Source organism: Bradyrhizobium sp. 14AA, from assembly GCF_054185205.1.
The window spans coordinates 69,066-88,757 of the sequence record NZ_JAVAYM010000017.1 but is presented as its reverse complement, the minus strand read 5'-3'; the positions used below and the strand labels follow the sequence as shown (position 1 = coordinate 88,757).

Sequence of the window (19,692 nt, the reverse complement as noted above, 5' to 3'; positions counted from 1 at the left end):
CCCACCCTACGAGATCGTCGACTATCGCCGCTGGTTGTACACGTCGATGCAGACTGCCCCGAGCAGCACCAGGCCCTTGATGACCTGCTGGTAGTCGATGCCGATGCCGAGGATGGACATGCCGTTGTTCATCACGCCCATGATCATGGCGCCGACCACGGCGCCACCGACGCGCCCGACGCCGCCATAGGCCGACGCGCCGCCGATGAAGCAGGCGGCGATGACGTCGAGCTCGAAGCCGAGGCCCGCCTTCGGCGTCGCGGTGTTGAGGCGCGCGGCGAAGACGAGGCCGGCGAGCGCGGCCAGCACGCCCATGTTGACGAAGGTGAAGAAGGTCAGCCGCTCGGTCTTGATGCCCGACAGGCTTGCCGCCTTGGCATTACCGCCGACCGCATAGACCTGCCGGCCGATCACGGTGCGGCGGGTGACGAAGCCGTAGAGCGCGATCAGCGCGGTCATGATCACCAGCACGTTGGGCAGGCCGCGATGCGAGGCGATCAGGTAGGTGAAGTAGAGCACCGCGCAGGCGAGCAGAACGCTCTTACCCAGGAAGAACGCATAAGGCTCGACCTCGATGCCGTGCGCCTGCTCGCGCGACCTTCCCTTGGCGCTGGCATAGACGAGACCGAGCGCGAGCACGGCACCGATCAGCATCGAGGTCGGATGCAGCGTGCCGGCCTCGGGCAGCAGTTCCGGAATGAAGCCCGATGACAACTTCTGGAACGTCGGCGGGAACGGTCCGAGCGACTGGCCCTGCAGCACCGCGAGCGCGAGGCCCTTGAACACCAGCATGCCCGCCAGCGTCACGATGAAGGACGGAATCTTGAAATAGGCCACCCAATAGCCCTGCGCCGCGCCGATCGCAGCGCCGAGCAGCAGGCAGGCGATGAAGGCGAGCGTGTAGTCGACCTTCCAGCTCACCATCAGCACGGCGGCCACCGCGCCGACGAAGCCGGCGACCGAGCCAACCGACAGGTCGATATGGCCGGTGACGATCACCAGCAGCATGCCCAGCGCCATGATGACGATGTAGCTGTTCTGGAGCACCAGATTGGTGAGGTTGAGCGGCTGCAGCAACGTACCGCCGGTCATCACCTGGAAGAACAGCATGATCGCAATCAGCGACATCAGCATGCCGTAGTTGCGCAGATTGTTCTTGATGAAGCTGCCGTGCCGGCGCTCCTCGGGCAGCGAAACCGTCTTGTCGGTCATGGCTGCGATCCTCTCATCTCCGCGGCCTCAGGCACGCTGTTTCCGTTGCTTCTCTGGTTGCGCATGATGGCACGCATGATCTTCTCCTGCGTCGCGTCCGTCCCCTTGAACTCGCCGACAAAGGCGCCGTCGTTCATGACGCAGATGCGGTCGCAGATGCCGAGCAGCTCGGGCATCTCCGAGGAGATCACCACGACGCCGCGGCCGGCTTCGGCCAGCTCGTTGATGATACAGTAAATCTCGTATTTGGCACCGACGTCGATGCCCCTGGTCGGCTCGTCCAGGATCAGCACCTTGGGGTCGGTCATCAGCCATTTCGACAGCACCACCTTCTGCTGGTTGCCGCCGGAGAGCTGGCCGGTCTCCTGATAGACGTCGGAGCAGCGGATGCGCATCCGGTTGCGGTAGTCGCTGGCGACCTTCAGCTCGGCGATGTCGTCGATCACCCTGCCCGGCGCAACCTGGTCGAGGCTCGCCAGCGTGATGTTCTTGCGGACGTCGTCGGCGAGGATCAGGCCGAGCTGCTTGCGGTCCTCGGTGACATAGGCAAGGCCGGCATCGATCGCGGCCGCGACGCTCGGCAGCACGATCTCGCTGCCTTCGAGCCGAATATGACCGCTGATATTGGTGCCCCAGGAACGGCCGAACAGGCTCATGGCGAATTCGGTGCGGCCGGCGCCCATCAGTCCGGCGATGCCCACGACCTCGCCGCGTTTCACGCTGAAGTCGACGCTCTTGATCACCTGCCGCTCGGGATGGATGGGGTGATAGACCGACCAGTTCCCGACGGTGAGCACAGGCTCGCCGATCTTCGCGCTACGCTCCGGGAAACGGTGAGCCATATCGCGATTGACCATGCTGCGGATGATGCGGTCTTCCTGGATCGGCTCGGCACGGCAATCGATGCTGTCGACGGTGCGTCCGTCGCGCAGCACGGTGATGTGGTCGGCGACCTTGGAAACCTCGTTGAGCTTGTGCGAGATCAGGATCGAGCCGATGCCCTGCTCGCGGAACGCCATCAGGCGTTCGAGCAGCGCGGCGCTGTCGGCCTCGTTGAGGCTCGCGGTCGGCTCGTCCAGGATCAGCATGCGCACCCGCTTGGAGAGTGCCTTGGCGATCTCGACCAGCTGCTGCTTGCCGACGCCGAGATCTGTGATCAGCGTATCCGGGGATTCCTTCAGGCCCACCTGCGCGAGCAGCTCGCGCGTGCGCCGGTACACCTCGTCGCGATCGATCACGCCGAATTTGGACGGCGGATGCGACAGGAAGATGTTTTCCGCGATCGACATCAGCGGGATCAGCGCCAGCTCCTGGTGGATGATGATGATGCCGAGTGCCTCGGAATCGTTGATGTCGCGGAAGCGCCGCTCCTCGCCCTCGAAGACGATGGTGCCCTCGTAGCTGCCCGCCGGATAGACGCCGCTGAGCACCTTCATCAGCGTCGACTTGCCGGCGCCGTTCTCTCCGACGAGCGCGTGTATCTGCCCGGCGTGAACCGAGAAATTGACGTCACGCAGCGCCTGCACACCGGCAAAGCTCTTGCTGACGTTGCGCATCTCCAGCATGGCGGTCATGGCACTGGTATCCTTGGAACGTTTACCCCTCCGCCGTCATTCCGGGGCGATGCAACAGGACCGCGAAGCGCGGCCTGGAGCATCGAACCCGGAATCTCGAGGTTCCGGGTTCGCCCCTTCGGGCGCCCCGGAACGACGGAGCACTCAATATCCTACTGGAACTGCGACTTCTTGTAGTAGCCGCTGTCGACCAGGGTCTTCTCCCAATTGTCCTTGTACACCACGACCGGCTTGAGCAGATAGGACGGCACCTTCTTGACGCCGTTCTCGTAGGTGTTGGTGTCGTTGACCGTGACCTGCTTGCCGGCAAGCGCGGCGTCGACCATGTCGGCGGTCACCTTGGCGAGATCGCGGGTGTCCTTGAAGATGGTCGAATACTGGTCGCCGCGCAGCATCGCCTTGATCGAGGGGACCTCGGCGTCCTGGCCCGAGATAACAGGCATCGGCTGATCGGCGCTGCCGTAGCCGACACCCTTCAGCGAGGAGATGATGCCGATCGAGAGGCCGTCATAGGGCGACAGCACGGCGTTCACTTTCTTGTTGCCGTAATAGGCGCTGAGCAGATTGTCCATGCGGGCCTGCGCAGTTGCGCCGTCCCAGCGCAGCGTCGCGACCTTGTCCATGCCCATCTGGCCGGACACGACGACGAGCTTGCCGCTGTCGATGTAGGGCTTCAGCACGCTCATCGCGCCGTTGTAGAAGAAGTAGGCGTTGTTGTCGTCGGGCGAGCCGCCGAACAGCTCGATGTTGAAGGGACCCTTGCCGTCCTTGAGGCCGAGGCCCTGCACGATCGATTCCGCCTGGAGCACGCCGACCTGGAAATTGTCGAAGGTGGCGTAATAGTCGACGTTCGGCGTGCCGCGGATCAGGCGGTCGTAGGCGATCACGGTGATGCCTTTTGCCTTCGCCTGCTTGAGCACGTCGGACAGCGTGGTGCCGTCGATGGCGGCGATCACCAGCGCCTTGGCGCCCTTGGTCACCATGTTCTCGACCTGCGAGAGCTGGTTCGGGATGTCGTCCTCGGCATATTGCAGGTCGGTGTTGTAACCGCGCTCCTTCAGCACCTTGACCATGTTGTTGCCGTCGTCGATCCAACGCGCCGACGACTTCGTCGGCATGGCGATGCCGACAGTCGCCTTGTCCTGGGCGGAGGCGGTGAGGCCCGTGGCCATCGTCGCGGCACCGGCCAGCGCCAGCGCTAGGAATGTGGTCTTCAGTTTCAGCATGTTTCACTCCCTTTGGGTGTCAGACAGTTTCTTCGTTTCGTCGCGAACGGAGGTCGGTTGCTATGAGGTCTCCTATGCGAGCTTGACGTCGGGCTCCGCACGACCGCGCGCGGAGGCCTCCAACAGAAAGGTACAGCCGGCTTGCGGATCGGCGGCGCGCGCCGTTGCATCCATGTCCTGCCAGGCGGAGGTGACAAGGAGACGCGACAGATCCGGCCCGACGAAAGCGGGGCAACTCGATTGCTTTGCCGGCACGCTCAGCGAGCGCAGGCGCTCGCCTTGCGGAGAGTAGACATCGATGCGGCTCGCGCCCCAGCACGCGTTCCAGATGTTTCCGTCGGCATCGCACACCGAGCCGTCGAGGCCGCCGATGCCGCTGTGACGCAGCAGCACCTCGGGCTCGCCACGCGGCAGGCCGGTCGCGGGATTGAGCGGCACGGCATAGAGCACGGCGCGCGGGGTATCGGTGAAGTAGCCGATCGCGCCATCCGGCGAGAAGCAGATCGAATTGGGGATGCTGATGCCGGGAAAAAGCGTCGAGATCTTGCCGCGATTGAGCGCGTAGATCGCCCCCGCCTTCGGCTCGGCCTTCTTGCCCATGGTCCCGATCCAGAACGTGCCGGACTGATGCACGCGGCAATCATTGGAGCGCGTGGCGGAATTGTCCGCTTCGAGCGGAAGGAACAGCGTCATCGCACCGTCGGCGAGCCTGCGGATGTAAAGCCCGTCCTCGGTGACGATCAACTGGCGTGCGGCATCGATGCGCCCGAGCGCGCTCGCCATCCGGCCGAGCACGTGGACGCGGATGCTGCCACTGCCGAGCTGCGCCTCGAACAGGCGTCCCTCGCGAATGTCGAACCACCAGGCGGTGTCGGTGGTCACGTCATAGGTCGGCCCCTCGCCGAGATGGCAGGGATCGTCCGAAAGAACGGACGTCGGTACCTGTTCCATCATGAGGACCTCACACCGAAGCGATAGACCGTGTGATGCCGATAAACTCCGCCGGGATCGAGGCGCGGGCTCGGAAAATCCGGTCGGTTCGGCGCATCGGGCCAGATGTGCGGCTCCAGGCACATGGCGTCCGATTGCCGGATGAGCTTGCCGCCCTTCCCCGAGATCGTGCCGTCGAGATAGTTGCCGGAATAGACTTGCAAGCCGGGCTGGTCGGTCAACAGCTCCATGACGCGGCCCGAGCGTGGCGCCTCCAGCCGCGCCGCGAGCGCAAGCTTGCCGTCGCGCGCGAGGCAGTAGGTGTGGTCGTAACCTCTGCCGTTGCGCAATTGCTCGTCGCTCTGCCGGATGCGCTGGCCCACGGGACGCGGCTCGCGGAAGTCGAACGGAGTGCCGGCCACCGCGCGCGGCGGTCCGGGCAGCGGAATGGCGGTGGGGTCGATGGCGAGGAAATGCTCGGCGGCGACCGTCAGCTTGTGATCGAGAATGGGCGTGCCTGACGTGGCGCCTTCCAGATTGAAGAAGCTGTGGTTGGTCAGGTTGACGATGGTCGGTCGATCGGTCCGCGCCTCCATGGAGAGCGACAGCTCGGTCGGGCCGGTGACGCGATAGGTCAGGCGGACGTCGAGCCGGCCGGGATAGTTCTCTTCGCCGTGCGGGCTCGTATAAGTGAGCGTCACCGCGGGTGCAGCGCCCTCGTCGATCTCCGCGATCGTCCAGAGCTTGCGGTCGAATCCGTCGAGGCCGCCATGCAGCGCGTTCGGGCCGTTGTTGACGGGAAGCTGCACCGTCTCGCCGTCTAGCGAGAACTGTCCCTTGGCGATGCGGTTGGCATAGCGGCCGACGGTGGCGCCTAGAAACTTCCGTTCGGCGAGATAACCGGCGAACGCGTCATGGCCGAGCACGACGTCGTCGTGACCGCCCTTCGCATCCGGCGCAACCAGCGCCTGGATCACCGCGCCGTGGGTGATGATGCGCGCTTCGAAGCCGCCCTCGCCGCGCAGCACGACGCGCTCGACCTTGCGACCGTCAGGCAGTGTTCCGAAGACGTCTTTTGTTGTTTTCGAGCCAGCCATGATCAATCCACAAACGGTTCGACGATCGTGCGCCTGCCGAGCAGGAAGGCGTCGGCGACCAGACGCAGCGGCGCCAGGTCGACGTCGCTCGCGCCTGTTGCGGCGAGCGCGACGAAGCGCCGGTAAAGCTCCCGATATTCCTCATCGGGCGCCTCGGCAACGGTCTTGCCGTCGATCGCCATGTGCCTGCCGCCGCCGGACAGCGTCAGCCCGCCCTGATCGGTTTCGACGAGGATATCCCAGCTCTGCGGTCCGGTCTGGCGGAAATCGAACTCGGCGGTAACAGCAAGGCCGTCGATGTCGGCGAGCTGCAGGTTCGCGGCGATCGGCGCCTGGCAATTGGCGGGAAAGGCGAGCTCGGCCGCGGTGACGAACACCGGCTTCGGCAGGATTTTGGTCAGGATCGACAGCGCATTGATGCCGGGGTCGAACACGCCGAGCCCGCCCGGCTCCCAGATCCAGCCTTGCCCGGGATGCCAGACGCGAACGTCCTCTTTCCAGTTGATGTGCACCGACTTGATACATCGCTTCGTGAGCCATTGTCGCGCCGGCTCGACCGCCGGCGCATGGCGCGAATGCCAGGTCGCAAACAGCGTGCGCTTCATCTCCGCCGCCATCGCGATCAGCGGATCGAGCTCGGCAACACCGGTACCGGGCGGCTTCTCCAGCATCACATGTTTGCCGGCGGCGAGCGCGGCCACCGCCTGGGCGCGGCGCACCTGCGGCGGCGTGCAGAGCGACACCGCATCGATCGGCGGCCCCTTCTCCAGCAACTCCTCGATGGTGGCAAAATGCGGCAATCCCGGCAACGAGGCGTTGCGGCTCGCAACGGCCGCAAGCGTCGCGCCCGGCACCGCGGCGATCGCGCCGACATGCTGGTCGCGCGCGATCTTGCCGAAACCGACGATGGCAATGCGAAGCTCAGTCACGATCTTTCTCCGGATTCCGCGGATGGCAATGTCCCGGCCGGCGCGGTCTCGATCACCGTATCATCGTGGCGGCTCATGCCGTTGTGAATGACATAGACCATCGCCTCCGAGGCGGCGTCGGCATCGCCCGCCGCGATCGCATCGACGATCTTCTGGTGCCAGAGCAGCACCGTCTCGCGGTCCTCCGCCTCGACCGGCGCGCTGAGCAGGAACGAGGCGCGAAGCGCGGCCTCGATGACGTGTCCGATCGAGCGCATGAACAGATTGCCGGAGGCGCGCGCCACGGCCACGTGCAGCGCGAGGTCGGCATCAGCAAAGCCGACGGAATCGGAGGCTTCGAGCCGCATGCGCTCCATGCTGCGGCGCAGCTCGGCGATGTCAGCTTCCGACCGCTGCTTCGCCGCGAGCGCGGCCGCGCGCGGCTCGACCGCGAGACGGATCTCGGCGAGGTCGTTGAGGAAACGCTTGTCGATGCCGGCGTCCAGGTGCCAGGCCAAGACGTCGGCGTCGAACATGTTCCAGGCGGCGCGCTCGCGCACGACGGTGCCGACCCGCGCCTTGGTGGTGAGCAGGCCCTTGGCGACCAGCGTCTTCACGCTCTCCCGCAGCACCGGCCGCGACACGCCGAACATCGCGATCATCTCGGCATCACCCGGCAGGCGCGTGCCCTCCGCGTAACGGCCGGCGATGATGTCGACGCCGATCGAGCGGGCCACTTCCGCATGATTGGAATGGGCCCGCCGCGTCGGGATGACGACGATGCGTGAGGTCATGAGGCCGCTCCCACGCTCTTCGCCACCGGCCGGCGCGCCAGCGCCACCAACCCCTGCTGCAAGGCGATGAAGGCGAAGAGCAGGACGCCGGTCGCGATCTTGGTCCACCAGCTCGACAGCGTTCCGTCGAAATTGATGTAGGTCTGGATCAGGCCCTGGATCAGCACACCGAGGAAGGTGCCGATCACCGAGCCCTGCCCGCCCGTGAGCAGCGTGCCGCCGATCACGACGGCCGCGATGGTGTCGAGCTCGACTCCGACGGCGGAGAGCGAGTAGCCGGCGCTGGTGTAGAAGGAGAACACGATGCCGGCAATGCCTGCGAGCAGGCTCGACAGCATGTAGATTTTTATCGTCATCTTGCCGACGGCAACGCCCATCAAGCTTGCGGTCGCCCGGCTGCCGCCGAGCGCATAAACGTTGGCGCCGAACCGGGTGAGATGCAGCAGCAAGGCGCCGCCGATCACGATCACCAGCATGATGATCGCAACCGCCGTCAATCGGCCCCCGCCGGGCATGCGCAAGGCAAAGTCCGATACGGTGGAATAGACCGGCGCGGTGATCGGCACCGATTCCGTCGAGAGCAGGAAGCTTGCGCCACGGGCCAGGAACATGCCGGCGAGCGTCACGATGAAAGGCGGCAGATCGAAGACATGGATGACCGCCCCCATCGCCGCGCCAAAGGCCGCCGACAGCGCCAGGACGGCGACGAAGGCGACCAGCGGCGGCACGCCCCAGCGCTCGATCGCCAGCGCCACGAACACGGTGGTGAAGCCGATCACCGAGCCGACCGAGAGATCGATACCGCCGGAAATGATGACGAAGGTCATTCCGGTCGCGACGATGCCGAGGAAGGCGTTGTCGGTGAGGAGATTGCCGACCACGCGGGTCGAGGCGATGTTGGGGAACTGCACCGCGCAGAGCGCGAAGCCCGCAACGAGCACGATGGCCGTGATGAGGACCGGCGGCAGGCCTTTCATGCTTTCGTCCTCCGCAGCCGCGCGGCGATCCCGGCGAGACCCGAGAATTTCGGCGATTGCAACAACAGCACCGCGAGCACCACCACCGCCTTGACCAGCAGGTTGAACTCGGGCGGATAGCCGGACAGCAAAATGCCGGTATTCATGGTCTGGATAATCAGCGCACCCAACACGGCGAGAACAAGGCTGAAGCGGCCGCCGAACAGCGAGGTGCCGCCGATCACCACCGCAAGGATGGCATCGAGCTCCAGCCAGAGGCCGGCATTGTTGGCATCCGCCCCCATGATGTCGGCCGCCGCAATCACGCCGGCGAGCGCGGCGCAGACACCGCACCAGACATAGACCGACAGGATCATGGCGCGGGTGCCGACGCCGGCCAGATCGCTCGCCCGCGCGTTGCCGCCGGTCGCCTCGATCAGGAGCCCGAGCGCCGAGCCGCGCACCACCGCGCCGGTGAGGATCAGCATGCCGAGCGCGATCGCGACCGGCACCGGCAGGCCGAGCACCGAGCCATTGCCGAGCCAGACCAGATCGGGCGAGGAGAAGGTCACGATGCGCCCCTCGGTGATGAGCTGGGCGATGCCCCGTCCCGCCACCATCAGGATCAGCGTCGCCACGATCGGCTGCATGCCGAGGACCGCCACGAGGAAGCCGTTCCACAAGCCGCAGACAAGACCGGCGCCAAGCGCGGCGGCCAGCACGACCGCTAGGCCGTGGCTGTCGGCGAGGCTCGCGGCGATCGCGCCCGAGATCGCCATGATCGCACCGACCGAGAGATCGATGCCGCGCGTCGCGATCACCAGCACCATGCCGAGCGAGAGCAGCGCCACCGGCGTGCCGCGGTTGAGCACGTCGATCAGGCTGCCGAACAGACGGCCGTCCTGGAGGCGCAGGTCGAAGAATTGCGGCGACACCACGCGGTCGACCGCGAGGATGACGATCAGCGCCAGGATCTGGGCGACGCCGCGGCGCGGCAACAGCGCTGTCATGTGTGGGCCTCGAGCGCAACAGCGACGCTATCGGCGGCAATGGCGGCGAGAATGTTGCCGACGTCGATCGCCTCGCCTTCGAGCTCCTCGACATGCGCGCGGTCGCGCAGCACGACGACGCGATCGGAATAGGTCACGATCTCATCGAGCTCGGAGGAGATCACGAGCAGCGAAAGCCCGTCGTCGCAGAGCTCGCGGATCAGGCGGATGATCTCGGCATGCGCGCCGACATCGATGCCGCGCGTCGGCTCGTCCAGCACGAGCAGCCGCGGCGAGGTCGCGAGCCAGCGCGCCAGCAGCACCTTCTGCTGATTGCCGCCGGACAGCAGGCCGACAGGACGCTCTGGATCGGGCGGGCGGATGTCGAGCATTTTGACGTAACGGCGCGCGATCTCGTCCTGCTCACGGCGCGACAGCGGGCGGTGCAGGCCGCGCTTGGCCTGGAGCGCGAGCACGATGTTCTCGCGCACCGTGAGCTCGGCGACGATGCCGTCGGTCTTGCGCTCCTCCGGGCAATAGCCAAAGCCGTGGCGCACGCCGTCGCGCGGCGACTGCAGCCGCACCGGCACGCCCTCCACCCTCGCCTGCCCGCGATCGGCGCGCTCGGCGCCGAACACCAGCCGCGCCGTCTCGGTGCGGCCCGAGCCGAGCAGGCCGGCGAGACCGACGACTTCGCCGTGGCGCAGCTCGAGATTGAACGGGGCGACATAGCCGGCCTTGCCGTAATTCTCGAAGCTGGCGCAGACCTCGCGCGTCTTCTGTTCGCCGGCAGAGGCCCGAACGCTGGTGCTCTCGGCCAACTCGCGGCCGAGCATCAGCCGGATCAGCTCGAGTCGCGGCAGCGAGGCGGTCTCGCGCTCGCCGACCAGGCGGCCGTTGCGCAAGACCGTGATGCGATCGGAGATCTCATAGACCTGGTCGAGGAAATGGCTGACGAAGACAATGCCGATGCCGCGCCTGGCGAGCTGGCGCATGATGCCGAAGAGAATTTCGACCTCGTGGCGGTCGAGGCTCGCGGTCGGCTCGTCCAGGATCAGCACGCGCGCGGAGAGATCCACCGCGCGCGCAATCGCGGTGACGTGCTGAATGGCCACCGAATAGTTGCCGAGCGGCGCGGCGACGTCGATGTCGAGACCGAAATCCGCAAGCAATGCCTTTGCGCGGCGGCGCATCTCTCCCTCGCGCACGATGCCGAAACGCATCGGCTGGCGGTCGAGGAACAGGTTTTGCGCCACCGAGAGGTTCGGCAGCAGATTGACCTCCTGGTAGACGGTGGCGATGCCGGCCCCAAGCGCAGCCTTGGCCGAGCGCGGCGCGATCTCCTCGCCACCGATCCTGACGACACCGGCATCGCGCGGGAACACGCCGGTGACGACCTTGATCAGCGTGGACTTGCCAGCGCCGTTCTCGCCGAGCAGCGCATGGATCTCGCCGGCGCGCAGCGTGAAGTCGACCTCCTGCAACGCGCGCACGGCGCCGAAGCTCTTGCTGATCCCGCGCACCTCAAGAAGGGGCAGAGCAGGATCGGGGCCGTTCTGCATGGCAAATTCACTCCCACCAGCGTCCGCTTATGCTGCGGACACCCAGCCTAGTCGTTCGCGCCGCGGTTTCGAAGGGGGTTGCCGGACCACAAGGCGCGGTCCGGCAATGCGCTCGCCTCAGTAACCGAGGCCCTTCTTGCTGTCGTAGATCTTCTGCGGATCGTCGGCGGCGGTGTAGAGCTTGGAGTCGGTCTGGATCCATTTCGGCGGCACCGTACCCTTGGCCTTGAAGGCCGCGATCGCATCGAGCGCGGGGCCCGCCATGTTCGGCGTCAGCTCGACGGTGGCATTGGCCTCGCCGGCGGCCATCGCCTTGAAGATGTCGGGGACTGCGTCGATCGAGACGGTGAGGATCTCCTTGCCCGGCTTGAGACCGGCTTCCTTCATCGCCTGGATCGCGCCGACCATCATGTCGTCGTTGTGCGCATAGACGGCGCAGATCGACTTGCCGCCGCCTTCGGCCTTGATGAAGCTCTCCATGACCTCCTTGCCCTTGGCGCGGGTGAAGTCGCCGGTCTGGCTGCGCGCCACCTTCAGGTTCGCATGCTTGGCGATGGCGGTGTCAAAACCCTTCTTGCGGTTGGCGGCGACGCTGGCGCCGACCGTGCCCTGCAATTCGACGATGTTGCAGGCTTTGCCGCCGACGGTCTTGGCGAGCCAGTCGCCGGCGACCTCGCCTTCATGCACGCTGTCGGAGGTGACGGCGGTGAGATAGAGCTCCTTGCCGGAGGGATCGATGTCGCGGTCGAGCAGCACCACCGGGATCTTGGCCTCCTTGGCTTCCTTCAGCACAGAATCCCACCCCGTCGAAACGACGGGCGCGAGGAAGATCGCGTCGACGTTCTGCGCGATGAAGGAGCGGATCGCCTTGATCTGGTTCTCCTGCTTCTGCTGGGCGTCGGCGATCTTGAGATTGACCTTGCGCTTGGCGGCCTCCTGCTTGGAGACCGAGGTCTCGGCCGCGCGCCAGCCGGATTCCGATCCGATCTGCGAGAAGCCGATGGTGAGCTCGGCGGCATTCGCCGGCAGCGCGAGCAGCAAGGCGGTGGTGGCGCTGGCCGCAAAGAGGGCTTTGAGGGTCATCAGGCGTGTCTCCCAAATGTTTATCTCTGGCGCCGTTCGGTAACATGGCACCTAAAGGCCGTCCTTTGAGGCGGCGGGAGGCACTATTTCACGGAAGAATGGTTCCGTATAGTCATATTATTTGACTATTTGCGGAAAGGCGCGGCTTGGCGCGATGGGCAGACAGATGACACGCCCAGAGCGATTTTGTTCCGTCGATGCAACGAGGGGATGAAGGAAATTTGTGCACCTTGGCTGGCGCCCACCCATCATGGCCGGGCTTGTCCCGGCCATCCACGCCTTGCCACGCGGCACGAAGAACGTGGATGCCCGGGCCTCCGCCTCGCCGAAGCGGCTTCGGCCGCGCAGGCGGGACAGGCCCGGGCATGACGACCTTCCACAAATTGTCTTGTTCGAATTAAAACCGAACGGGCGCTAGATCAGCTTGCGCTGCGCGAGGTTCTTCATCAGCGCACCGATGCCGAAGGTCCAGGGTTCGCACTCGTCGCTGGTGCGCATGCGGTTGACGAGCTTGCCTAGCTCCGGCGCGGCGATGGTAACGATGTCGTCGCGCTTGTGCGTAAAACCCTGCCCCGGCGCGTCGCGATCCTTGACGGGTGCGAACATCGTGCCGAGAAACAGCACGAAGCCATCAGGGTATTGATGGACCTTGCCGATGGTCTGTTCGACCAGATCGGTCGGATCGCGGCTGATCTTGCTGATCGAGGAATGGCCGTCGAGGACAAAACCGCCCGCGCCCGTCACGTTCAGGCTGATGTCGAGCTTGCGCGCATCGTCGAGCGTGAAGCTGTCATCGAACAGGCGCAGCAGCGGACCGATCGAACAGGAAGCGTTGTTGTCCTTCGCCTTCGACAGCAACAGCGCCGAACGGCCCTCGAAGTCGCGCAAATTGACGTCGTTGCCGAGCGCGCCGCCGACGATCTTGCCGCGGCTGGAGACGAACAGCACGAGCTCGGGCTCGGGATTGTTCCAGGTCGACTTCGGATGCAGCCCGGCGTCCATGCCGGTACCGACCGAGGACATGGTCGGCGCCTTGGTGAAGACCTCGGCATCGGGGCCGATGCCGACCTCGAGATACTGGCTCCAGGCGTTCTGGTCGATCAGCACCTGCTTCAGGTGCATCGCCTGATCCGAGCCCGGCTTGAGCTTGGAGAGATCGTCGCCGATCAGCCGCGTCACTTCTTGGCGGATCGCTTCGGCCGAGGCCGGATTGCCCTTCGCCCGCTCCTCGATCACGCGTTCCAGCATCGAGATCGCGAAGGTGACGCCGGCGGCCTTCAGGGTCTGGAGATCGACGGGCGCGAGCAGCCAAGGCTTCTTCGGGTCGCGGCCATCGGGCGCGGTATTGGCGACGATGGCTTCGAGATCGCCGATGCGCTCGCCCTTGACCGCGGCGAGCGCATTGGCCGGACTGTCCTCTTCGCAGAGGGCGCTGATCGTCGGGAATTTGGCGGTGACGTCGAATACGCCCTCAGTGCGCACGGCGACCACGGCTGGACCGTTCGCCTGCGGCAGCCAGACGCGGCCGACCAGCGTTCCCTTCGTTCCATCCTCGGGGAGAAGGTCTTTAACCGTCAAACTCGTCATGGCCGGCGTCCTCGCTGTTTCTTTGGGATCGGCCGCTCTCACGGCAGACCGATCCCATTGGCGAAGACCAATAAACGTCTGGCGGGGGAAGTCCAGACCGGCAGCGAAGAGCCGCTATGCCCCTGCCCGCGCCTTTTTTATGCGCCTGCGCGCGCTTTGCGGGCCGCGATCTGCTGGAGCGCCCAACGCGCGTTCTTGCGGACATCGGGATCGGCATCGTCGGCGATGACGGCCAGGAACGCCTCACCATCGGGATGGGCGATCTCGCCGAGCGCCGCGGCGGCTTCTTTCCGCAAGTTCGCCTGGTCGTGGTTGATACAATTGCCGATCGGCCGCACCGCGCGCTCGATCTTCATCCGGCCCAGGCTCCGGATCGCCTTCAGCCGCACCTGCCAGAACTCGTCTGCAAGCGAGCCGACGAGTTGATCCGCGGCGAGCGAACCGTTGACGTTGAGGCCGAGCGTTTCCGCCGCCATCTCGCGGACCATCCAGTCGGTATCCCTCAGCGCGCGCGTGATGGTCTCGGCCGCAGGTTTCATCTGCGAGAACGCCAGCGCGCTCACGGCGGCGCGGCGGACATGGGCGTCGGGATCGTTGATCAGCGCCGTCAGCGCCGGGATGGATTCTTCCAGCTTGAGGAATCCGATCACGCCGATCGCCTGCACGCGCACGGCAGCGTCCGCATCCTGCAGCGCTTCCAGCGCCGGCTTCAGCGTGTCCTTGCAGCGCAATTCCTTCAGCGCGCGTAGCGCACCCATGCGAACGAAGGCGTGGGCATGCTTGACCAGCGGCAGGATGATTGCCGCGCAGGCGGGATCCTTGAACTCGGCCATGCTGTCGGCCGCGGCGGATGCGACGATCCTTTCGGGATCGACCAGCAGCTTGACCAGCGCAGCTGCCGCCTCCGGCCCGTCGAACTCGCCGAGCGCCATCGCCACCTGCTGGCGCACGCCGGCGTCGGGATCGGCGACCATGTTGGCGAGATGCGGAACCGCGGCCGGGTCGCCGGAATGGCCGAGCGCGATGATGGCAACGCGGCGCTCCGCGGGATCGGCGGCCTGAAGCCGCTCGTCGGCGTCTTCGAGATCGTCGTAGGATTCGAACGGGCTCGACATGACTACCTCAGGAGATAGGGAATGTTGACGGTGACGGCGCCGGTCGGGCAATCGGCCTCGCAAGGCATGCAGTACCAGCACTCGTCATAGGCCATGTAGGCCTTGCCGGTCATGTCGCTGATGCGGAGCACGTCGAGCGGGCAGACGTCGACGCAGACGGTGCAGCCCTTGTCGGCGATGCATTTGGCGTCGTCGACCACCACCGGAACCGATGTCTGATAGGAAGCGAGAGGCATTTGATGTCTCCTGTTGCTATGGTGCGGTGGATCAGGCGGTGGCGCGAATGCGCTGCTTGTCGTAGAGGTCCTTCTCGTCGTCCGCGATCGGTACGACGTAAGGTTCGACCGCACGCTTCTCGCTGGTCATCTTGCCGTTCTGCTTGCTCAGCAGCGTGTGGCAGAACCAGTTCTCGTTGTCCTTCTCCGGGAAATCGGTGCGCCAGTGATAGAGGCCCCAGCGGCTCTCCTCGCGGTAGAGCGAGGCGTGCACGGCCATGTCGGCGCAGTCCATGATCGACTGCACTTCGAGCGCGCGGAGCAGCTCGTGCGCGTTGCGCGCGATCATGTGCTCCTGCATGTCCTGCCGCGTCTCGGCGAGACGGCGCATGCCGAGCTCGTATTTGCGAGTGACCTTCGGCGGCTGGAGATAGTCGTTGACGAGACGGCGCGTCTTGTACTCGACCTGGTTCGGCGGGATGCCATCCTCGCGCCTGGTCGGCGCCAGCACGCGGTCGCGCTCCAGCGCGACGTCGGCGGCGTCGAACTCCGCGAAATCGTGGCTGTCGGCGAACTCCATCGCATCAATGCCGGCGACCGAGCCGTTGGTGAAGGCGCCCAGCATGTAATTGTGCGGCACGCTCGCCATGTCGCCGGCGGCGTACAGCCCAGGCACGGTGGTGCGGGCATTGTCGTCGACGAACACGCCGGAGGCGCTGTGGCCGGAGCAGAAGCCGATCTCGGAGATGTGCATCTCGATCGACTCGCTGCGGTAGTCGACGCCGCGCCCCTGTTGGAACAGACCGCGCGTCGGACGCTCCACCTTGTGCAGCGTGGACTCGATCTCCGAGATGGTGTCGGGATGGAGATGCTTGAGCTGGAGGAACACAGGCCCCTTGCCGGACAACAGCTCGTTGTAGAACTCCAGCATCATCTGGCCGGACCAGTAGTCGCATTCGATGAAGCGGGAGCCCTCGTTGTTGGCGGTGAAGGCGCCGAAGGGACCGGCGACATAGGCGCAGGCCGGGCCGTTATAGTCCTTGATCAGCGGGTTGATCTGGTAGCATTCGAGGTTCGCGAGCGCGGCGCCCGCGTGATAGGCCATCGCATAGCCGTCGCCTGAGTTGGCGGCGTTCTCGTAGGTGCCGAACATGTAGCCGGAGGTCGGCAGGCCCAGGCGGCCGGCGGCGCCCATGCAGAGGATCACGGCCTTGGCCTTGATGACCAGGATCTCCGCGGTGCGGGTGTTGACGGAGATCGCGCCGGCAATGCGTCCGTCGGACGATTTGAGCAGCCGCGTCGCCATGTAGCGGTTCGAGATCAGGATACGGGCGCGGCGGAGCTGGCGGTAGAGCGCCTTCTTCACGGTCTCGCCGTTCGGCATCGGCAGAACGTAGGTGCCGATGTGGTGCACCTTCTTGACGGCGTAATCGCCGTTCTCGTTCTTCAGGAAGCGGATGCCGAAGCTGTCGAGTTCTTCGATGATCTTGTAGCAATTCTGGGCGTATTTATAGACCGCCTTCTGGTCGACGATGCCGTCGTTCGCGATGGTGATTTCCTTGGTGTACTGCTCCGGCGTCGCGTAACCGGGGATGACGGCGTTGTTGAGCCCGTCCATGCCCATCGAGATCGCGCCGGAGCGCTTGACGTTGGCCTTTTCGAGCAGGACGACGTTGGCCTTCGGGTTCTTCAGCTTCGCCTTCAGCGCCGCCATTGGGCCGGCCGTGCCGCCGCCGATCACCAGCACGTCGCAGGAAACCTCCGAAAGTCCGTCGACGATCTGATCTAGTGCCATCGCTTGCTCCTGGTTCGCCGATCTCCGGCGCATTTGCATCAGATTTGTTCAGGTGGGTGTCCGGCGATAGCAATTAGTTGTCGCCGGGACGCGATTTGCGCCTCAGCGCTCGACGAAGGCCTTTTCGATGACGAAATGGCCGGGCTGGCTGTGATTGCCCTCGACAAAGCCTCGCGCGGCGAACATCGCGGGGAGTTCCTCGAGCATCGCCGGGCTGCCGCACAGCATGATGCGGTCGGTCTCGATATCGAGGCTGGACTGGCCGATATCGTCAAACAGCTGGCCCGAGGCGATCAAATCGGTGATGCGGCCGCGGTTGCGGAACGGCTCGCGGGTGACGGTGGGGTAGTAGACCAGCTTGTCGCGGATCAGCGGTCCAAAGAATTCATGATTGCGGAGGCCCTCGACAAGATGCTCGCCATAGGCCAGTTCGGAAACCTGGCGGCAGCCATGGGCAAGCACGATGGTCTCGTAATTCTCGTAGACGTCAGGGTCCTTGATCAGGCTGGCGAAGGGCGCAAGGCCCGTCCCGGTCGAGAGCAGCAACAGGCGCTTGCCCGGAATGAGGTTGCCGGTGATCAGCGTGCCCGTCGCCTTGCGGCCGACCAGTATGATGTCGCCTTCCCTGATCTTCTGCAGGCGCGAGGTCAGCGGGCCGTCCTGCACCTTGATCGAGAAGAATTCGAGCGCTTCCTCATGGTTGGCGCTGGCCATGCTGTAGGCCCGCATCAATGGCTTGCCTTCGACTTCAAGTCCGATCATCGCGAATTGGCCGTTCTGGAAACGAAAGCCGGGATCGCGCGTCGCGGTAAAGCTGAACAGGGACTCGGTCCAGTGCCTGACCGACAAAACCGTTTCCTTCTGAAATGCACTCATGCTCTCTCCTTCGCCGCGATAGCGCACAAGGTTTCGGAGAGAGAAGAGTCCGGCAATTCGGAAGTGAAATTCCCGGTCGATTAGTTTCACATTTTGCGGGCGATGATCGAAGAGGAGGCAGAGGGCCACGTCCGCGCCGGCAATTAGTTGCTATTCGTGCGCGCCCGCGCCGACGTAGAAAGACGTCGGAGGTTTGTCATGACCATGACCCTGGTGGCACCGACCGTGGCCGACTATGAAGCCACCGCCGATCTCTCGGCGCTTCTCGTCCGCACCGCGCAGGACGACACGCTGAGCGTCCCTGCCGAACAGCTCCGCCTCTCCTGCAAATGCGCCCACTGCACCCGCGCCCGCTTCGACGGCCGCTTCCCCGGAGCATTTCCAGGCATCGCCATCACAGAGATCGGCGATCTCGGCTACGGGCTGAACATCGCGTTCTCGGACGGGCACAATCGCGGGATTTACCCAAAGCCGTATTTGCTGAGTCTGGCGGGGCGGTAAGCCACCGATGTCGTCCTGGCGAAAGCCAGGACCCATTACCCCGACAGCTTGTTGCGAAAGTCGGCTGTGGCCACATGGCCGCTCAACAACCAGGATTTGTGGCAATGGGTCCTGGATCTGAACTCGCTATTGGACAACGCTGCGCGTTGCCAAGCGCTCGCTTGTCCAGGACGACGGCGTTGGTGAGGCGCGCGCACCGAACCACAAACTCCACTGTCATTCCCCGCGAAGGCGGGGAATCCAGTACGCCGCGGCCTCTCCGTATCCCATTGACATCTCTGAGGTACTGGATCGTCCGCCCCAGTGCGCAAGTGCGCACAAGGCGGGCGATGACAGCAGAGTGAATCTGGCACGGACATTGCTCCTCTTTAGAACGATTTGAACGTTCCGGAGGCAGATGATGTTGCAGGCGGCCAATGTGGTGCGCGGGGCTGTTCCACCGGTCGCCCGGCCTGCCGGCAGCTCCTCGCTGCTGCTGACCGAGAACCAGCAATGGATCGGCGGACCGCCGGCGCTGATGGACAAGCTCTCACCGCGCGAGCGGGAGCTGGTGCTGAAGCAAGGTCGGCGAAAAGTGCTCAACCGCGGCCAGACGCTGTTCAGCCAGGGCGGCAAGCATGACGGCATCTGGCTGATCGAGAGCGGCCGCATTCGGGTGTTCTACACCTCGCCGCAGGGGCGCGAGATCACGCTAGCCTATTGGCACGTCGGCAATTTCGTCGGCGGTCCCGAGGTGTTCGAGGGCACCGTGCATCAATGGTCCGGCGTCGCATCCAGCAATTGCAGTGTCGTGCACCTGCCCGGAAAGGAACTGCGGTCGCTTGCCGCGGAGATCCCGAACCTCGCGATCGGCCTGATCGAGGGCCTCACCTTCAAGGGCAAATGCTATTCGGCGCTGGCGCAGATGCTGGGAACGCGCTCGATCACCCAGCGCCTCGCGCATCTGCTGCTGCACCTGGTCGAACTCTACGGCGTCGAGGATGCCGATGGCCGGGTGATCGCAGCCGCCTTCACCCATGCCGACATCGCCCACATGGTCGGCGCAACCAGGCAATGGGTCACGATCAGCCTGAAGCGCATGCAGGAAAAGGGAATCGTGCTGACCAAGCGGTCGCAGATCGTGGTCTGCCGCACCGACGTGCTCGAGGAGATGCGAGGCCACGCACCTGATTAGGACAGATTGCGACCAAGGCCGGTGCACAGGCAAGCGGCTTTATAGTGCAGGACTGCTCAAGGAGTATGCAATCAGCTTTTCCCGGCAACTAATCGACT

18 protein-coding genes are annotated in these 19,692 nt (G+C 64.9%); 2 read left to right on the top strand and 16 right to left on the bottom strand.

What is annotated here, in order from left to right; genetic code table 11:
* Nucleotides 1–21: 21 nt before the first annotated feature.
* From mmsB to RAD15_RS27270, 16 genes are all read right to left on the bottom strand, one after another.
* On the bottom strand, nt 22–1,212 hold the full coding sequence (gene mmsB, locus RAD15_RS27345; protein ID WP_458181317.1) for a multiple monosaccharide ABC transporter permease: 1,191 nt from the start codon (nt 1,210–1,212) through the stop codon (nt 22–24).
* Complete coding sequence (gene mmsA / locus RAD15_RS27340) at nt 1,209–2,786, bottom strand: multiple monosaccharide ABC transporter ATP-binding protein (protein ID WP_458181316.1); 1,578 nt, start codon at nt 2,784–2,786, stop codon at nt 1,209–1,211. The genes mmsB and mmsA overlap by 4 nt, the downstream gene beginning before the upstream one ends.
* A 152-nt stretch (nt 2,787–2,938) precedes the next feature.
* Entirely contained in the window at nt 2,939–4,012 is a 1,074-nt protein-coding gene (gene chvE / locus RAD15_RS27335; protein ID WP_458181315.1) for a multiple monosaccharide ABC transporter substrate-binding protein, read from the bottom strand.
* 72 nt (nt 4,013–4,084) lie between these two features.
* Nucleotides 4,085–4,963 (bottom strand): SMP-30/gluconolactonase/LRE family protein, encoded by an 879-nt coding sequence (locus RAD15_RS27330; RefSeq protein ID WP_458181401.1) that lies wholly within the window; start codon nt 4,961–4,963, stop codon nt 4,085–4,087.
* Complete coding sequence (locus tag RAD15_RS27325; RefSeq protein WP_458181314.1) at nt 4,963–6,039, bottom strand: aldose epimerase family protein; 1,077 nt, start codon at nt 6,037–6,039, stop codon at nt 4,963–4,965. The genes RAD15_RS27330 and RAD15_RS27325 overlap by 1 nt, the downstream gene beginning before the upstream one ends.
* Before the next feature lie 2 nt (nt 6,040–6,041).
* Nucleotides 6,042–6,968, bottom strand: a complete 927-nt coding sequence (locus RAD15_RS27320; RefSeq protein ID WP_458181313.1) for a Gfo/Idh/MocA family protein — start codon at nt 6,966–6,968, stop codon at nt 6,042–6,044.
* A complete protein-coding gene (locus RAD15_RS27315) occupies nt 6,965–7,741 on the bottom strand; it encodes a FadR/GntR family transcriptional regulator (protein ID WP_458181312.1) in 777 nt (258 codons plus the stop codon). The genes RAD15_RS27320 and RAD15_RS27315 overlap by 4 nt, the downstream gene beginning before the upstream one ends.
* Nucleotides 7,738–8,718 carry a galactofuranose ABC transporter, permease protein YjfF gene (gene yjfF / locus RAD15_RS27310; RefSeq protein WP_458181311.1) on the bottom strand — a complete coding sequence of 327 codons (981 nt, stop codon included), beginning with the start codon at nt 8,716–8,718 and terminating at the stop codon, nt 7,738–7,740. The genes RAD15_RS27315 and yjfF overlap by 4 nt, the downstream gene beginning before the upstream one ends.
* Nucleotides 8,715–9,707 carry an ABC transporter permease gene (locus tag RAD15_RS27305; protein ID WP_458181310.1) on the bottom strand — a complete coding sequence of 331 codons (993 nt, stop codon included), beginning with the start codon at nt 9,705–9,707 and terminating at the stop codon, nt 8,715–8,717. Before RAD15_RS27305 ends, yjfF begins: the two co-directional genes overlap by 4 nt.
* Complete coding sequence (locus tag RAD15_RS27300; protein ID WP_458181309.1) at nt 9,704–11,248, bottom strand: sugar ABC transporter ATP-binding protein; 1,545 nt, start codon at nt 11,246–11,248, stop codon at nt 9,704–9,706. Before RAD15_RS27300 ends, RAD15_RS27305 begins: the two co-directional genes overlap by 4 nt.
* Nucleotides 11,249–11,365: 117 nt before the next feature.
* On the bottom strand, nt 11,366–12,331 hold the full coding sequence (gene ytfQ / locus RAD15_RS27295) for a galactofuranose ABC transporter, galactofuranose-binding protein YtfQ (RefSeq protein WP_458181308.1): 966 nt from the start codon (nt 12,329–12,331) through the stop codon (nt 11,366–11,368).
* A gap of 414 nt (nt 12,332–12,745) precedes the next feature.
* Entirely contained in the window at nt 12,746–13,918 is a 1,173-nt protein-coding gene (locus RAD15_RS27290; RefSeq protein ID WP_458181307.1) for a fumarylacetoacetate hydrolase family protein, read from the bottom strand.
* 137 nt (nt 13,919–14,055) lie between these two features.
* Nucleotides 14,056–15,033, bottom strand: coding sequence for a HEAT repeat domain-containing protein (locus RAD15_RS27285; protein WP_458181306.1), 978 nt, complete (start codon nt 15,031–15,033; stop codon nt 14,056–14,058).
* Nucleotides 15,034–15,035: 2 nt separating this feature from the next.
* Nucleotides 15,036–15,269, bottom strand: coding sequence for a 4Fe-4S dicluster domain-containing protein (locus RAD15_RS27280; RefSeq protein ID WP_008141081.1), 234 nt, complete (start codon nt 15,267–15,269; stop codon nt 15,036–15,038).
* 31 nt (nt 15,270–15,300) lie between these two features.
* Complete coding sequence (locus RAD15_RS27275) at nt 15,301–17,043, bottom strand: fumarate reductase/succinate dehydrogenase flavoprotein subunit (protein ID WP_458181305.1); 1,743 nt, start codon at nt 17,041–17,043, stop codon at nt 15,301–15,303.
* Between the two features lie 102 nt (nt 17,044–17,145).
* Entirely contained in the window at nt 17,146–17,919 is a 774-nt protein-coding gene (locus tag RAD15_RS27270; protein ID WP_458181303.1) for a ferredoxin--NADP reductase, read from the bottom strand.
* A 204-nt stretch (nt 17,920–18,123) separates the two neighbouring features.
* On the opposite strand from RAD15_RS27270, the gene RAD15_RS27265 reads away from it, so the two are divergent.
* Nucleotides 18,124–18,420, top strand: coding sequence for a gamma-butyrobetaine hydroxylase-like domain-containing protein (locus RAD15_RS27265; RefSeq protein WP_458181400.1), 297 nt, complete (start codon nt 18,124–18,126; stop codon nt 18,418–18,420).
* 397 nt (nt 18,421–18,817) lie between these two features.
* Nucleotides 18,818–19,594 carry a Crp/Fnr family transcriptional regulator gene (locus tag RAD15_RS27260; protein ID WP_458181302.1) on the top strand — a complete coding sequence of 259 codons (777 nt, stop codon included), beginning with the start codon at nt 18,818–18,820 and terminating at the stop codon, nt 19,592–19,594.
* The last annotated feature ends 98 nt before the right edge of the window (nt 19,595–19,692 follow it).

Excerpts from the sequence above, each read along its gene's own strand:
- ytfQ (WP_458181308.1), bottom strand. The coding sequence starts at position 12,331 with ATGACCCTCAAAGCCCTCTTTGCGGCCAGCGCCACCACCGCCTTGCTG.
- RAD15_RS27325 (WP_458181314.1), bottom strand. The coding sequence starts at position 6,039 with ATGGCTGGCTCGAAAACAACAAAAGACGTCTTCGGAACACTGCCTGAC.
- RAD15_RS27305 (WP_458181310.1), bottom strand. The coding sequence starts at position 9,707 with ATGACAGCGCTGTTGCCGCGCCGCGGCGTCGCCCAGATCCTGGCGCTG.
- RAD15_RS27315 (WP_458181312.1), bottom strand. The coding sequence starts at position 7,741 with ATGACCTCACGCATCGTCGTCATCCCGACGCGGCGGGCCCATTCCAAT.
- chvE (WP_458181315.1), bottom strand. The coding sequence starts at position 4,012 with ATGCTGAAACTGAAGACCACATTCCTAGCGCTGGCGCTGGCCGGTGCC.
- RAD15_RS27265 (WP_458181400.1), top strand. The coding sequence starts at position 18,124 with ATGACCCTGGTGGCACCGACCGTGGCCGACTATGAAGCCACCGCCGAT.
- RAD15_RS27260 (WP_458181302.1), top strand. The coding sequence starts at position 18,818 with ATGATGTTGCAGGCGGCCAATGTGGTGCGCGGGGCTGTTCCACCGGTC.
- RAD15_RS27300 (WP_458181309.1), bottom strand. The coding sequence starts at position 11,248 with ATGCAGAACGGCCCCGATCCTGCTCTGCCCCTTCTTGAGGTGCGCGGG.
- mmsB (WP_458181317.1), bottom strand. The coding sequence starts at position 1,212 with ATGACCGACAAGACGGTTTCGCTGCCCGAGGAGCGCCGGCACGGCAGC.
- RAD15_RS27285 (WP_458181306.1), bottom strand. The coding sequence starts at position 15,033 with ATGTCGAGCCCGTTCGAATCCTACGACGATCTCGAAGACGCCGACGAG.
- RAD15_RS27330 (WP_458181401.1), bottom strand. The coding sequence starts at position 4,963 with ATGGAACAGGTACCGACGTCCGTTCTTTCGGACGATCCCTGCCATCTC.
- mmsA (WP_458181316.1), bottom strand. The coding sequence starts at position 2,786 with ATGACCGCCATGCTGGAGATGCGCAACGTCAGCAAGAGCTTTGCCGGT.
- RAD15_RS27270 (WP_458181303.1), bottom strand. The coding sequence starts at position 17,919 with ATGAGTGCATTTCAGAAGGAAACGGTTTTGTCGGTCAGGCACTGGACC.
- RAD15_RS27280 (WP_008141081.1), bottom strand. The coding sequence starts at position 15,269 with ATGCCTCTCGCTTCCTATCAGACATCGGTTCCGGTGGTGGTCGACGAC.
- RAD15_RS27290 (WP_458181307.1), bottom strand. The coding sequence starts at position 13,918 with ATGACGAGTTTGACGGTTAAAGACCTTCTCCCCGAGGATGGAACGAAG.
- yjfF (WP_458181311.1), bottom strand. The coding sequence starts at position 8,718 with ATGAAAGGCCTGCCGCCGGTCCTCATCACGGCCATCGTGCTCGTTGCG.
- RAD15_RS27275 (WP_458181305.1), bottom strand. The coding sequence starts at position 17,043 with ATGGCACTAGATCAGATCGTCGACGGACTTTCGGAGGTTTCCTGCGAC.